This window comes from Phenylobacterium sp., assembly GCF_016793285.1.
In the GTDB taxonomy this organism is placed as follows: domain Bacteria; phylum Pseudomonadota; class Alphaproteobacteria; order Caulobacterales; family Caulobacteraceae; genus Phenylobacterium.
In genome coordinates this window covers 1-13,881 of the sequence record NZ_JAEUMO010000163.1, presented here as the reverse complement: position 1 = coordinate 13,881, position 13,881 = coordinate 1, and the positions used below count along the sequence as shown (strand labels likewise).

Below are 13,881 nucleotides of genomic sequence, written 5' to 3'. Positions count from 1 at the left end.
CTTAAATGCGGATTAACCCTGTTTCTTCAGGATTGGCCGGTATGAACCTGGCCGACATTCCGCTCTTCTCGATGCTTCGGGGCCGGCTGGGCTATCTCAGCGAGCGGCAGAAGGTCATCGCCCAGAACGTCGCCAACGCCGACACCGCCCGCTACACGCCCGAGGACCTGAAGCCGTTCAGCTTCGACGCGCGGGTGCAGCAGGCGCGGCAGGGCCAGGCCGGCGCCGGTCCGGGCGGCGTCTCGATGATGGCCGCCACCCAGGCCGGGCACATGTCGCCGAAGAACGAACGCCGCGGCCTCGGCGCCGCCTACAAGACCGCCAAGACCCCCGATTCCGAGACCACGCTGAACGGCAACTCCGTGGTGCTGGAGGAGGAGATGATCAAGATGGGTGACGCGCGCATGCAGTACGACGCCGCGATCAGCTTCTACCAGAAGTCGATGAACCTCCTGCGCATGGCGGCCAAGCCGCCCGGCCGCGCCTAGGGGACCGCTAGATGCCCGAGATCAAGCCCACCGCCGGCGTCGCCCAGGCCATCGCGGCCTCCGCCCTGCGCGCCCAGCAGGCGCGGATGCGGATCATCGCCGAGAACCTCGCCAACGCCGACTCCACCTCGAAGACGGCGGGCGGCGACCCCTATCGCCGGCAGGAGCCGATCTTCGAGCCGGTCAAGGTGGCCGGCGCCAAGGGCGTGCGGATGAGCAAGGTCGAGCCCGACCAGAGCGACTTCCGCCAGGAATACGACCCTGGCCACCCCTCCGCCGACGCCAAGGGCTATGTGAAGCTGCCCAACGTGAACAGCATGGTCGAGGCGCTGGACATGCGCGCGGCGCAGCGGGCCTACGAGGCGAACCTCAACGTCATCGAGACCAGCCGGCAGATGGATCTGCGCACGCTGGACCTCCTGAAGAAGTAGGAGCCGGGCCATGATGACTCCGCTCGCCGCCGCAAAGGCCTACGCCACCGCCCAGAAGAGCATGGGGGTGGGCGACGGGCTGGGCGCCGGCGCCTCGCTGGGCTCGGCCGCGCCGATGCAGGGCGGGTTCGGCGACATGGTGAAGTCGGCCATCACCGACGCCATGACCGCCTCGAAGACCGCGGAAAAGCAGATGGCGAGCCAGGTCGCGGGCAAGACCGAGCTGATCGACGTGGTCACCGCGATCTCGGCGGCCGAGGCCAGCCTGGAGACGGTCATGGCCGTCCGCGACCAGGTGATCTCGGCCTACCAGGAAATCATGCGGATGCCGATCTGAGGTCGGCCGCCGAAGAGCGCGAACGACACGAAAGAGCCTCCGCATCGCGGAGGCTCAATCAGTTTTGGAACCGCGGAATGCGCGGAAAGGACGCGGAAAGCACAGGGCCCATTTCCGTGTATTCCGCGTTCGTCCGCGGTTCTCGATCGGAAGGCGCCGCTCCGCCGCCCTGAGTGTTTCTCGCGGTTCCTATTTCACGGCCGCGCACGCCACGCGCGGGCCGGCGCCGCCGATCGGCTGGGCCATGTGGTCGTCGGGGTTGGCGTGGATCACCACCGCCGAGCCGTCGGCGTCCCTCAGCTTGTCCAGGGTCACCAGCGTTGTGAACACCTCCGCCGACGCCGCGCCGTCCGTGCCCGCGTGGATGTTCGGCAGGTCGCCCAGGTCGTTGGCGGCCGGGTTCAGCAGGCCATGAACCGCCGCGGCCGTCCCGTGGACGTGGGCGCCGGCCGAGGTGAAGTCCGACTTCGAGCAGTCGGCCTTCTCGTGGAAATGCAGGCCGTGCCAGCCGGCCGACAGCCCCTTGGCCTCGACCTTCATCAGCACGCCCTTCGGGGCCGCGGTCAGCACGACCGCGCCCACCGTCTGGCCCTGGCTGTTCTTCAGGTCGGCGGTGACGCTCGCCGGGGCCTGGGCGAAGGCCGAGGTGGCGAAGAGGGCGGCGGCGAGGGCGACGGGCAGGCGCATTCGGGGAACTCCTGATGACTGACGGCGAACACTAGACCCGTCGGACGGGCCAACCCAAGCCGTGCTAGGTCTGTTCCATGGTGGAATCCGCGATCCGTCTCGAGGGCGTCACCCGCCGCTACGGCGGCCTCGCCGCGCTGGACGGCGTCGACCTCGATGTCGCGCCCGGCGCGTTCGTGGCCCTGGTCGGCGGCTCGGGGTCGGGCAAGACCACGCTCCTGAAGACGGTGAACGGCCTGATCCGCCCCGACGGCGGCGCGGTCCGCGTGTTCGGCGAGGACGTGGCGGCCGCGGCGCCGCACGCGCTGCGCCGGCGCATCGGCTACGTCTTCCAGGAGGTGGGCCTCTTCCCGCACCTGACCGTCGCCGAGAACATCGAGATCACGCCGAAGCTGCTGGGCTGGGACGCGGCGCGCAGGGCCGGCCGCGTCGCCGAACTGCTGGACCTCGTGGCGCTCCCGCCCGACGTGGCCCGGCGCGCGCCCGCGGCCCTGTCGGGCGGCCAGCGCCAGCGCGTCGGCGTCGCCCGTGCGCTCGCCGCCGAACCGCGGCTGATGCTGATGGACGAGCCGTTCGGCGCTCTCGACCCCGTCACCCGCGACGCGCTGGGCGCCGACTACCGCGCGCTGCACGAGCGCCTGGGCCTGACGACGCTGATGGTCACCCACGACATGGCCGAGGCGGTGCTGCTGGCCGATCGCGTCGTGGTGCTGAAGGCGGGCCGGATCCTCGCCGACGGTGCGCCCGCCGACCTCCTGGCGCGGACGAGCGACCCCGACGTCCGCGCGCTGCTCGAAGCGCCCAGGCGGCAGGCCGAGCGGCTCCGCGAAAGGCTGGGCGCATGAGTCCGAAGCTCGCCGCCGCCTTCCAGTTGCTGCCGGACTACCTGGCCTGGCACGTCCTGCTGTCGGTCAGCGCGTTGGGGCTCGGCCTCGCGATCAGCCTGCCGCTGGCGGTCGCCGCCGCGCGCAGCCCACGCCTGCGCTGGCCCGTGCTGGCGCTGGCCAGCCTCATCCAGACGATCCCCAGCCTGGCGCTGCTGGCCCTCTTCTACCCCGTGCTGCTCGCGCTCTCGGCGCTGGCCGTCGCCGTCACGGGCCACGGCTTTTCGGCGCTGGGCTTCCTGCCTTCGCTGCTGGCGCTGACGCTCTATTCGATCCTGCCGATCCTGCGGAACGCCGTGGTCGGGATCACCGGCGTCGACCCCGCAATCCGCGAAGCCGCCGACGGCGTCGGCATGACGCCGCGCCAGAGGCTCGTCCAGGTCGAGCTGCCGCTGGCCGCGCCCGCCATCATGGCCGGCATCCGCACCGCCGCCGTCTGGACCATCGGCGCCGCGACGCTGGCCACGCCGGTCGGCCAGACCAGCCTCGGCAACTACATCTTCGCCGGCCTTCAGACCGAGAACTGGGTCTCGGTCCTGTTCGGCTGCGCCGCCGCCGCCGCGCTGGCCATGATCGCCGACCAGCTCATCGGCCTGATCGAGGCCGGCGCGCGCCTGCGCCGCCGCGGCCTCGCGATCGCGGGCCTCGTCGGCCTGCTGGCGGGGACGGTGGCCGCGGTGAGCCCGCTGATCGGCTTCGGCAAACCCACGGCCTACGTCGTCGGCGCCAAGAACTTCTCCGAGCAGTACATCCTGGCCGAGCTGATGGCGTCGCGGCTCGAGCACGCCGGCGCCGCGGTCACCCGCAAGGAGGACCTGGGCTCCGCGATCGCCTACCGCGCGCTGGCCGCGGGCGAGATCGACGCCTACGTGGACTACTCGGGCACGCTCTGGACCGCCGTCCTGGGCCGCACCGACAACCCGGGCCGGCAGGCCGTGCTCGACGGGCTCACCGCGGAACTGAAACGCCGCGACGGCGTGGTGGTCCTGGGCTCGCTCGGCTTCGAGAACGCCTACGCCTTCGCCATGCGCGCCGACCGCGCCCGGGCCCTGGGCGTCGCCTCGCTCGACGACCTCGCCCGCAAGGCGCCGCAACTCACCCTCGGCACGGACATCGAGTTCCTCTCGCGGCCGGAATGGAAGGCCGTCGAGAAGGCTTACGGCCTGACGTTCAAGGCCAGCCGTTCGTTCCAGCCCACCTTCATGTACCGCGCCCTCGGTTCGGGCGACGTCGACGTGATCAGCGCGTTCTCGTCCGACGGCCGCATCGCCGCCGACCGGCTGGTGGTGCTGGCCGACCCCCGCGCCGCCATCCCGCCCTACGACGCGGTGATCCTGGTGTCGCCGAAGCGCGCCGGCGACCGACGCCTGATCGAGGCGCTGCGGCCGCTCGTCGGGTCCATCACGGTCGAGGCCATGCGGGCGGCCAACTACAGCGTCGACCGCGACACCGCGAAGGCGACGCCTGCCCAGGCCGCGCGCACGCTCGAGCGTCCCTGAGGCGCGGGCCGCGGCAAACACGCCTCGCAGGCGAAGCGGGTTGCGAAACCGTCACGTCAGGGCGTTAAGCTGTCGGTAAGCATGCAAGTTCCGGGCGCGCCCGGCTGTGGGGATGTTCATGACGTTCAAGCTTCTGGCCGCGGGCGCGGTCCTGGCCGCGGTCGCTCTCGGCGGGGCGCAGGCCTCCGCGGCGGTGATCAGCAGCGGCGGCTACAGCGTCGGCATCGGGGTCAACGGCGAACTGTACGATGCAGACGCCGGCGTCGGCTTCCTGCGCGACGGCTACGATCCGATCGCTCCCGGCACGCCGCGCGATTCCTGGGGCCTGAACGGCGCCTACGCGGACTCGCAGTTCTACGGCAGCAACGGCATCGTCTCGACCGACATCGTGGCGAACGGCGACACGGCTACGGCCACCACGGTCACCGCGGACGGCTTCCAGGTCGTTCAGAACTACAGCTTCCTGAACAACATCCTGAAGATCGACACGACTGTCACCAACCTGACCGGCGACGTGCTCACCGGCGTCTTCCAGCGCAACGTCGACTGGGACATGCCGGAAGGCGCCGAGAACGTCTACGGTCCGTTCGGCGCCCGAAACGGCGTGCTGGATTCCAGCTACTTCGGCTTCGACACTCCGGACGCCTCGGCGGCCTATGACTTCAGTTGCAAGTTCGGCTGCAACGAGGTCGGCGACCTGGGCGCGGGCATCAAGATCAGCCTGGGCGCGATCGGCGCCGGCAAGAGCCGCAGCTTCGCCTACTACTACGGCCTGAACCAGCCGGGCGGTGCGGCCGGCGACCTGCTCGCCGACGCACAGGCCGCGGGCGCGCAATATCTGATCGCCGGGTCCGGCGACGGCTCCTCCAGCCACCACGCGGTGATCGGCGTTTCGGGGGCGGTGCCCGAGCCGGCCGGCTGGGCGATGATGATCCTGGGCTTCTTCGGCCTGGGCTTCGCCTTCCGCCGCGAGCGCAAGCCCGCGCACGCCTGAGGGCGGTCGCCGGCTCTCCTGCCTCGCAGGGGCGGCAGGCGGCGTTCGTTAACGGCCCTTGGCCTTTCGTTAACCATGACGCGCGACATTCGGCGGGACGGGCGGCGCGGGTAGCCGCCCCTTTCGCGTGAGGGTTTCCGCATGAGTGGCGCCGAGGTTCTGGACGTCGGGCGCGACGCCATCTGGCTGACGATCCAGCTCAGCGCGCCGGTCCTGATCGTGGGCCTGATCGTGGGGGTGGGCATCGGCCTGCTGCAGGCGCTGACGCAGATCCAGGAGCAGACCCTGGTCTATGCGCCGAAGATCGTGGCGATCTTCGTCTCGCTGCTGCTGTTCCTGCCGCTGATGGGCGCGCTGATGAGCGGCTTCATGCGCAACATCGCGGCCCGCATCGCAGGGATGTAGGAGCCCGAGCGGTCGGCCGCCGACCGCTCACGCTTGCTTGAGGATAGGCCATTCGCCGTGCTGAAGCTGACCCAACCGAAGTGGCGAATGGCCTAAGCGCGATGGAGAGCTACGCCACCGCCCAGCAGGTCTTCGCCGCCGGCCTCGTCTTCGCGCGGCTGGGCGCCATCGTCATGCTGCTCCCGGGCTTCGGCGAGACGTTCATCCCGCCGCGCATCCGCCTGTCGTTCGCGCTGGCGCTGACGCTCATGCTGTTCCCGGTGGTCGGCCGGGGCGTCCCGGCCATCCCTGCCGACGCCGCCGGGCTGGCGGGGGCGGTCATCAAGGAGCTGTTCATCGGCCTGATAATCGGCGCGATCCTGCGCCTCTTCATGAGTTCGCTGGCGACGGCGGGCGAGATCGTCTCGCTGCAGACCACGCTCTCGTTCGCCCAGACCGCCAACCCGACCCAGGCCCAGCCGACGGCGACGCTCGGCACCTTCCTGGGCCTTATCGGCATCACCCTCATCTTTGCGACCGACCTGCACCAGCTATTCCTGAGCGCGCTGGTGAGCAGCTTCGAGCTCTTCCCGTTCTCGCGCGCCGTGCCGGTCGCCGACGCCGGCCAGCTCGCCATCCAGACCATGAGCCGCTCGTTCGCGCTGGGCCTGCAGCTCGCCGGGCCGGTGGTGGTCTTCTCGCTGATCTTCAACATCGCCACCGGCCTCGTCGGCCGGGTGATGCCGCAGTTCCAGGTGTTCTTCGTCGCCACCCCCCTCAGCGTGATGCTGGGCCTGTCGATCTTCGCCCTCAGCCTGGGCACGGTCGGGATGATCTGGGTGGACCGCTATCGTGACCTCATCGGGACCTTTGCGCCCCGATGACCCTGCTTCGCCGAATCTTCGCAGGACTTTGCCCTGATCCCGGACCTGTCCTGCGAAGCTCCGCCAGGAGCGAAGCCGGATGAGCGAAGGTCCCGATCGCGAGTCGAAGACAGAAGAAGCCACCCCGCGAAAACTCGAACAGGCGCGGGAGAAGGGCGACGGCGCCAAGACCATGGACCTGGCGTCGTTCGCGACGCTGTCGGCCGCGGCCGCCGTGGTGCTGATCGCCGGCGGCTGGCTGTCGCGCAACATGGCCACCCAGCTCCTGCCGTTCATCGCCCAGCCGGACCAGATGGTCCTGGAGGGCGCGGGCGGCGTCGAGGTTCTGAAGTACGCCCTGACGGCCGGCGCCCCGGCGCTCCTGATGGTGATGGCGGCCACGGCGTTCGCCGGCGTCGCCGCCAACCTGGTGCAGGGCGGCTTCCACTTCACCCCGGACAAGCTGAAGCCCGACTTCCAGAAGGTGAGTCCGCGGAAGGGCTTCGAGCGGCTGTTCGGCCCCGACGGGCTGATGCAGTTCGCCAAGTCCACCGTGAAGGTGATCGCGATCGCCGTCATCGCCTGGGTGGTGCTGAAGCCGGCGGTGTCGACGTTCGCCTCGCTGTCGGCCCTGGAGCCCGCGGCGGTGCTGCCCTACTGCCTCGACATCCTGAAGCGGCTGGTGTTCGCGGTCGCGGCCTTCACGCTCGTCATCGCCGGCGGCGACTTCCTCTGGCAGCGGCAGCGGTTCCTGACCCGCATGCGCATGACCAAGGAGGAGGTGAAGGAGGACTACAAGCAGACCGAAGGCGACCCGCATGTGAAGGCGCGCCAGCGGCAGCTCCGCCACGAGCGCGCCCGCCGGCGCATGATGCAGGCGGTTCCCGACGCCACCGTCGTCATCATGAACCCGACCCACTACGCCGTGGCGCTGAAGTACGAGCAGGGCGAGCACGCCGCGCCGCTGTGCGTCGCCAAAGGCCTCGATTCCCTGGCCCTGAAGATCCGCTCGGTGGCCGAAGAGGCCGGCGTGCCGGTGATCGAGGACCCCCCGCTCGCCCGGGCCCTCTACGCCGCCGTGGAGATCGAGGAGATGATCCCGCCTGCCCACTTCGAGGCGGTCGCCAAGATCATCGGCTTCATCATGGGCCAGGCGCGCCAGCGGCCGGCCCACCATTGACCCACGTTCCGCCGCACTCGACGCGCTAAGGCCTTGTGACAGAATGCAGATCATCGATTCGCCGGAGGCGCCGAAGCTCGCCATGGCCGAGCCGCCATCCAAGACCCGCAAGACCGACCCGCTGATCGCGCTGGCCGTGCTGTTCTTCCTGCTGGCCGTGGCGTTCGCCGCCGCGCCGCTGGTGAACCGCGGACCCGAGACGCTGGCCGGATCGCTGCTTCTGTTCGGCCTGGCCGGTGTCTGCTGCCTGGGCCTGTTCGTGCTGCGCGGCACGGTCGAGGAGCCGGTCGAGACCGAGGTCGGCGCCGAGGTCTTCCTGTCCGCGCTGGACGAGCCCGCCGCCGTGGCCGCGCCCGACGGGCGCCTCCTCACCACCAATCCTGCGTGGCGCGAGGCCATGGGCTCGGCCCCGCGGCTGCCCAAGAGCGGGGCCGCCGCCTCCAGCCTGTTCGGCGCGCTGGCCGCCGCGCGCCGCGGCGAACTCGGCCGCGCTTCGCTGAAGACCGGCGGCCAGGAGCGAGAAGCGATGGTCTCGCCCATCGGTCCCCGCCGCTTCCTCGTGCGCCTCACCGGCCGCGGCTCCGGACCGCTGGCCCTGCCGTCGTCGGCGATGGAGGTGCTGAACGCCGTCGCCGGCGCCAAGGCGCCGCCGCCCAAGGTGCTGGACGCCTTCGCCGCCGCCTCGCCGTTCGGCGCGGCGCTGCTGGAAGGCGAAGACCCCTTCGAAGCCAGGATCGTCGAGGCCAACCCGGCCCTGGCCCAGCTCGCCCCGGGCGGCGAGGCCGGCCAGGAGTTCGGCCGCCTGATCGAACCGGCCAGCCGCCTGGACGCGGCCCTGCGCATCGACCAGGCGCGCGAGGGTCACACGCCGCTGGAGGTGCGCCTGGCGCACGACCCGACGCGCATCGCCCACCTCTACCTGTCGCAGTCCGGCGGCCGCTGGGTGGCCTACCTCGTGGACGTCTCCGACCAGAAGCAGGTCGAGCTGCAACTGGCCCAGAGCCAGAAGATGCAGGCCATCGGCCAACTGGCCGGCGGCGTGGCGCACGACTTCAACAACCTGCTGACCGCCATCCTGATGCAGCTCGACGTGCTGGCCACCCGCCACCCGGTGGGCGACCCCAGCTACGAGGGGCTCAACGAGATCAAGCAGACGTCGATGCGGGCCGCCGACCTGGTCCGCAAGCTGCTGGCCTTCTCGCGCAAGCAGACCGTGCAGCGCGAGATCCTCGACGTGGGCGAGATGATCTCCGAGTCCGAGGTGCTGCTGCGCCGGCTGCTCTACGAGGACATCAAGCTCGTCACCGACTATGGCCGGAACCTGCCGCATGTGCGCGCAGACCGCGGCCAGCTCGACACGGCGATCATGAACCTGGTCGTCAACGCGCGCGACGCCATCCGCAGCCATGCCAGCGGTCCCGGGGGGGGCGTCATCCGTATCCGCACCGCGCGCGTGACGCAGGACGAGGCGCGCGGCCTGGGCTATCCGACCGCGCTCGGCGACCAGGCGATGGTGGAAGTCTCGGACGACGGTCCCGGCATCCCGTCCGCTGTGATGGACAAGATCTTCGATCCCTTCTTCACCACCAAGCCCGTGGGCGAGGGCACGGGTCTCGGGCTGGCGACCGTCTACGGCATCGTCAAGCAGTCCGACGGCTGGATCGCGGTGGCGTCGAAGCCGGGCGAGGGCGCCGCCTTCCGCATCTTCCTGCCGGTCCACCTGGCCCCCGTGTCGGCGGTGTCCGCGCCCGAGCCGGCGGCGCCCAGGCGCCCGGCCGCGCGCGACCTCTCCGGCGCCGGGCGCATCCTCTTCGTCGAGGACGAGGACGCGGTGCGCGGCGTCGCCGCCAAGCTGCTCCGCGCCCGCGGCTACGAGGTGATCGAGGCCGCGTCCGGCGAGGAAGCCCTGGAGATCGCCGAGACCCATGCCGGCGAGATCGACCTGATGATCTCGGACGTGGTCATGCCCGGCATGCAGGGCCCCGACCTGCTGAAACAGGCTCGCCAGTACCTGGGCGCGGCCCCGGTGATGTTCATCTCGGGCTATGCCGAGAGCGAGTTCTCAGACCTGCTGGAAGGCGAGCGCAACGTCTCGTTCCTGCCCAAGCCGATCGACATCAAGACCCTGGCCGAGCGGGTGAAGCAGGAACTCCAGAAGGCGGCGTAGCGGTCCCGCTTGCCAAGCCGGCGGACGCACGCCATGGCTCTGCCCCCATGCCCCGCCAGCAGCCTCCGCCCCAGCGCTTCACCTTCCAGCAGGTCTTCGAGCTGGCCGCCGCCGCCGCCCGCGACGGCCGGCTCGGCGACGCCGAGGGCCTGTACCGCGCCCTGATGAAGGGCCAGCCGCCGTCGATCGTGCCGCTGAACCTCGGTCTCGTCCTCGAGGACATGGGCCGCTACGCCGCCGCCGAGGCGCTCTACCGGGCGCAACTCGCCAGGACGCCCGGCGACGCCGACTTCGAGCGCCGGCTGGGCTTCCTCGCGCTGCGCAACGGCGACTACGCCGCCGGCTGGCCGCTCTACGAGCATCGCGTCCGGCCCGGCATGCGCAAGCCGCAGTTCAGCTTCCCGGAGTGGACCGGCGGGCCGGCCGCGTCGCTCCTCGTCCTGCTGGAGCAGGGCCTGGGCGACCAGATCATGTTCGCGCGGTTCGTGACGCCGCTGGTCGAGCGCGGGACGGCGGTGACGCTGGTCTGCCGCCCGCCGCTGGGCCGGCTGTTCGAGCACCTGGGCGTAAAGGTCCTGCGCGCCGAGGGTCACCTGGACATCCCGCGCCACGACGGCTGGGTGCTGGCCGGCTCGCTGCCCTGGCGCCTCGGGACGACGGTCGAGAACCTGCCGCAGCCGCCCTACCTGCCGGGCCGCACGGGCGGCTCGGGCGTCGGCTTCGTCGGCAAGGGCAGCCCGGACCACGTCAACGACAAGAACCGCTCGCTGCCGGACGCCCTCGTCGCCGAGATCCTGGGCTGGCCCGGCGTCGTCAGCCTCTCGCCCGCCCAGACCGGCGCCGAGGACCTGGAGGCCACCCGCCGCATCATCGAGGGTCTCGACGTGGTCGTCAGCGTCGACACGACCGTCGCGCACCTGGCCGGCGCCATGGGCAAGCCCACCTTCCTGGTGCTGCCGTTCAACCCGGACTGGCGCTGGATGCGCGACCGGACCGACAGCCCCTGGTATCCTTCGATGCGCCTGTTCCGCCAGCCGAAGCCCGGCGACTGGACCAGCGTCGTCGCCGAGCTGAAGGCGGCGCTCGCCGCCCGCGTCTGACGGACCTGAGACCGCCATGCCCCGACCCGCCCGCCCCGTCGTCCGCGCCCGCGCCACGGCGGTCGGCGCGTCGGCCGTCGGGGCCAGCGCCATCGGCCGCGCGGCGCTGGGCTCGGCGATGATCGGCGCCCTGGCCGTGGGCGCGGTCGCGGTCGGCGCGCTCGCCATCGGCCGCCTCGTGATCGGCCGGCTCACCGTGCGCAGCGTCCGCATCCGCCGCCTCGAGGTCGATGAGCTGACGGTCGGCCGCCTCAGCATCCGCGAGGACGACCGCCGCTAGCCCTTGCGCCGCCCCGCGTCCCGCGCGACGCTGCCGTGGATCAGAAAGAACGGTATGGGAGAGCGACGATGGCCGGTGTGAATCCGAACGGGACCCTCAAGGGAAAGGTGGCGCTGGTCACCGGCGCCAGCCGCGGCATCGGCGAGGCCATCGCCGTGCGCCTGGCCATGGAGGGCGCGAAGGTGGTCGCATCGGCCCGCACCGCCGAGGCCGGCGAGAGCAAGCTGCCCGGCACGCTGCACGCCACCGTAGACCGCATCCGCGCCGCGGGCGGCGAGGCCACGGCGGTGAAGGCCGACCTCTCCATCGAGGCCGACCGCGTCCGGCTGGTCGACGAGACCGTCGCCGCCTACGGACCCGTCGACATCCTGGTGAACGACGCGGCCGTCACCTTCTTCATCCCGGTGGAGACCTTCCCCAAGAAGCGCTTCGACCTGATGTTCGAGGTCCAGGTCTGGGCGCCCCTCCACCTGGCGCAGCTTGTCCTGCCGTCGATGCGCGAGCGCCGGCAGGGCTGGATCACCAACATCTCGTCCGGCGCCGCCATCCACCCGCAGCAGCCCTACAACCGCCGCGGCGGCGGCACGATCTACGGCATGTGCAAGGCCGCCCTGGAGCGTTTCTCCACCGGCCTCGCGTCGGAGGTCTACGACGACAACATCGCGGTGAACGTGATCTCGCCGGGCCTGGTGGACACCCCCGGGGTCGCCGTCCACGGCCTGATCACCGAGGCGACCAAGGGCCGCGTCACGCCCATCGAGTACATCGCCGAGGCGGTCTACCAGCTTTCGGTCGGCGACCCGAAGACCATGACCGGCCGCATCGACCACGCCGCCCCGATGCTGCAAGACTTGGGGATCGAGCCCTCCCAACTGGTCTGAGGCCCATGATCGAGCACACGGTCGACATTCCCACCCGGGACGGGAAGACGACGACCTTCATCGTCCACCCGGAACGCGGCGGGCCGCACCCGCTGGTCCTGTTCTACATGGACGCGCCGGCGATCCGCGAAGAGCTTCGCGACATGGCCCGCCGCATCGCCACGGCCGGCTACTACGTGATGCTGCCCAACCTCTACTATCGCAAGGGCGTGCTGGAGCTTGCGGACCTGCCGCCGTTGCCCGAAGCCGAGGCGCGGGCGCGGATGTTCGAGCTGATGGGCTCGATCAGCATCCCGCTGGTCATGGAAGACACCGACGCGCTGCTCGACTTCGCCGACCGCGACCTCGCCGCCAGCCGGGGCAAGGCCGGCGCCATCGGCTACTGCATGAGCGGCCAGTACGCGATCAACGCCGCCGCGCGCTATCCCGACCGCGTCGCCTGCGCCGCCTCGCTCTACGGCGTCCAGCTCGTCACCGACCGGCCCGACAGCCCCCACCTGGCGGCCCAGAAGACGAGGGCCGAACTCTACTTCGCCTGCGCCGAGCACGACAGCTACGCGCCGCTGGAGATGGTGGAGGCCCTCGACGCCTCGCTGAAGGGCTCCAACGCCGAGGTGGAGCTCTACCCCGACGTCCACCACGGCTTCGCCTTCCCCCAGCGCGGCGCCGTCTACGACAAGCCCGCCGCCGAACGCCACTGGGAGCGCCTGTTCGCGCTCTTCCGGCGGAATCTGGGGTAGCGCTAGGGCCGCTGCGCCACCACCGGCGCCACCCAGTCGGGCTCCAGCGCCCGGCGGGGATGCAGCGAGCTCACCATGCCCATGAACGGGGGGTGGATGTCGTAGCCCAGCAGCGTCTGCAGCCGCGGCGACATCGTCCGCGCCTGCTCGGCCGGGATTCCGAGAAAGAAGTTCTCCTGCGTCCGGCCCCAGGGCTCGCAGTACTGCTTGGTGAACCCCAGCCGCGGCTTGTCCGTGCGGTTCGCCCCGCCGCGGTGCAGGCACGTCCCCGCCATCACGAAGCAGGCGCCGGCCGGCATCTCCATCGGGACGAGCATCGCTTCCATCGCGTCCTGCGTGTTCGGCCGCTCAAGTGCGCCGAAGTCGCCCCACAGGTGGCTGCCCGGGATGACCTCGGTGCAGCCGTTGGCCTGGGTGAAGTCGTCGATGGCGGCGATCACGGTCATGCTGATCGCCGGACGCGGCCGCGGCTGACGGTAGAAGCCGTCGTCGGTGTGGATGTCCTGCGCCGTTTCGCCCGGGTTGATCTGGATCGACTGGCTGGCGGTCAGCAGGTAGCCCGGCTGCAGGAACCGGTCGAGGATGGCCATGATCCGCGGTTCGGCCGTCAGGTCCTCGAATACGGCGCCCCGCGCCACCAGCGTGTAGACCCGCTCGGTCTTGTAGCCCTCGAAGCTGTTGCGCCCGTGGTGCTGATCCTGAAACGGCGCGAGCGTCTCGCGGGCCCTGGCGAGGGTGGCCGCGTCCATGAAGTCGCGGATGACCGTGAAGCCGCGCGCGTGGATCTCGGCGGCGTGGGCGTCGGCGTCGAACCGAGCGGTCGGTTTGTCCATGTCGCGGGCCTTTCGCGCCTCGTGCGAGCGTAAGCGACCCGGCCCGCCGCCGTCATGGGCCAATCTGCGCAAACCTGCCGTACCGCCCTGGCGATCAGCCGCTCGCCTCTCGGGCGAACAATCACCCGATCAG

16 protein-coding genes are annotated in these 13,881 nt (G+C 70.9%); 14 read left to right on the top strand and 2 right to left on the bottom strand.

The window, feature by feature from the left end; all coding sequences use genetic code 11:
- The first annotated feature begins 41 nt into the window (after nt 1-41).
- The 3 genes from flgB to fliE are packed head-to-tail and all read left to right on the top strand — an operon-like array spanning nt 42 to nt 1,256.
- Nucleotides 42-488 carry a flagellar basal body rod protein FlgB gene (gene flgB / locus JNL41_RS14815; RefSeq protein WP_293476204.1) on the top strand — a complete coding sequence of 149 codons (447 nt, stop codon included), beginning with the start codon at nt 42-44 and terminating at the stop codon, nt 486-488.
- A gap of 11 nt (nt 489-499) precedes the next feature.
- Nucleotides 500-919, top strand: a complete 420-nt coding sequence (flgC, locus tag JNL41_RS14810) for a flagellar basal body rod protein FlgC (RefSeq protein ID WP_293476202.1) — start codon at nt 500-502, stop codon at nt 917-919.
- Between the two features lie 10 nt (nt 920-929).
- The gene (gene fliE / locus JNL41_RS14805; protein ID WP_293476200.1) at nt 930-1,256 is read left to right on the top strand and encodes a flagellar hook-basal body complex protein FliE; all 327 of its coding nucleotides are present in this window, start codon (nt 930-932) and stop codon (nt 1,254-1,256) included.
- A gap of 189 nt (nt 1,257-1,445) precedes the next feature.
- On the opposite strand, the gene JNL41_RS14800 is transcribed toward fliE, so the two are convergent.
- The gene (locus tag JNL41_RS14800) at nt 1,446-1,943 is read right to left on the bottom strand and encodes a superoxide dismutase family protein (protein WP_293476198.1); all 498 of its coding nucleotides are present in this window, start codon (nt 1,941-1,943) and stop codon (nt 1,446-1,448) included.
- A 77-nt stretch (nt 1,944-2,020) separates the two neighbouring features.
- Here JNL41_RS14800 and JNL41_RS14795 point away from each other — a divergent pair, with 77 nt between their 5' ends.
- The 11 genes from JNL41_RS14795 (at nt 2,021) to JNL41_RS14745 (ending at nt 12,915) form a co-directional block, all read left to right on the top strand.
- The gene (locus tag JNL41_RS14795; protein ID WP_365698333.1) at nt 2,021-2,788 is read left to right on the top strand and encodes an ABC transporter ATP-binding protein; all 768 of its coding nucleotides are present in this window, start codon (nt 2,021-2,023) and stop codon (nt 2,786-2,788) included.
- On the top strand, nt 2,785-4,326 hold the full coding sequence (locus JNL41_RS14790; RefSeq protein WP_293476197.1) for an ABC transporter permease/substrate-binding protein: 1,542 nt from the start codon (nt 2,785-2,787) through the stop codon (nt 4,324-4,326). Before JNL41_RS14795 ends, JNL41_RS14790 begins: the two co-directional genes overlap by 4 nt.
- 118 nt (nt 4,327-4,444) lie before the next feature.
- Nucleotides 4,445-5,320, top strand: coding sequence for a PEP-CTERM sorting domain-containing protein (locus JNL41_RS14785; RefSeq protein WP_293476195.1), 876 nt, complete (start codon nt 4,445-4,447; stop codon nt 5,318-5,320).
- Between the two features lie 141 nt (nt 5,321-5,461).
- Nucleotides 5,462-5,725: a flagellar biosynthesis protein FliQ gene (gene fliQ / locus JNL41_RS14780; RefSeq protein ID WP_293476193.1), complete on the top strand. Its 264-nt coding sequence runs from the start codon at nt 5,462-5,464 to the stop codon at nt 5,723-5,725.
- A gap of 101 nt (nt 5,726-5,826) precedes the next feature.
- Entirely contained in the window at nt 5,827-6,588 is a 762-nt protein-coding gene (gene fliR / locus JNL41_RS14775) for a flagellar biosynthetic protein FliR (protein WP_293476236.1), read from the top strand.
- A 79-nt stretch (nt 6,589-6,667) separates the two neighbouring features.
- Nucleotides 6,668-7,747: a flagellar biosynthesis protein FlhB gene (gene flhB / locus JNL41_RS14770; RefSeq protein WP_293476191.1), complete on the top strand. Its 1,080-nt coding sequence runs from the start codon at nt 6,668-6,670 to the stop codon at nt 7,745-7,747.
- 82 nt (nt 7,748-7,829) lie between these two features.
- Nucleotides 7,830-9,914, top strand: a complete 2,085-nt coding sequence (cckA, locus tag JNL41_RS14765; protein ID WP_293476234.1) for a cell cycle histidine kinase CckA — start codon at nt 7,830-7,832, stop codon at nt 9,912-9,914.
- A 47-nt stretch (nt 9,915-9,961) separates the two neighbouring features.
- Nucleotides 9,962-11,014, top strand: a complete 1,053-nt coding sequence (locus JNL41_RS14760) for a tetratricopeptide repeat protein (protein WP_293476189.1) — start codon at nt 9,962-9,964, stop codon at nt 11,012-11,014.
- A gap of 16 nt (nt 11,015-11,030) precedes the next feature.
- Nucleotides 11,031-11,294 (top strand): hypothetical protein, encoded by a 264-nt coding sequence (locus tag JNL41_RS14755; protein ID WP_293476187.1) that lies wholly within the window; start codon nt 11,031-11,033, stop codon nt 11,292-11,294.
- Between the two features lie 68 nt (nt 11,295-11,362).
- Nucleotides 11,363-12,175 (top strand): SDR family NAD(P)-dependent oxidoreductase, encoded by an 813-nt coding sequence (locus JNL41_RS14750; protein ID WP_293476185.1) that lies wholly within the window; start codon nt 11,363-11,365, stop codon nt 12,173-12,175.
- Between the two features lie 5 nt (nt 12,176-12,180).
- Nucleotides 12,181-12,915, top strand: a complete 735-nt coding sequence (locus JNL41_RS14745; RefSeq protein WP_293476183.1) for a dienelactone hydrolase family protein — start codon at nt 12,181-12,183, stop codon at nt 12,913-12,915.
- 2 nt (nt 12,916-12,917) lie between these two features.
- Here the strand turns inward: JNL41_RS14745 and JNL41_RS14740 are convergent, their stop codons facing one another.
- Entirely contained in the window at nt 12,918-13,748 is an 831-nt protein-coding gene (locus JNL41_RS14740) for a phytanoyl-CoA dioxygenase family protein (RefSeq protein WP_293476181.1), read from the bottom strand.
- Between the last annotated feature and the right edge of the window lie 133 nt (nt 13,749-13,881).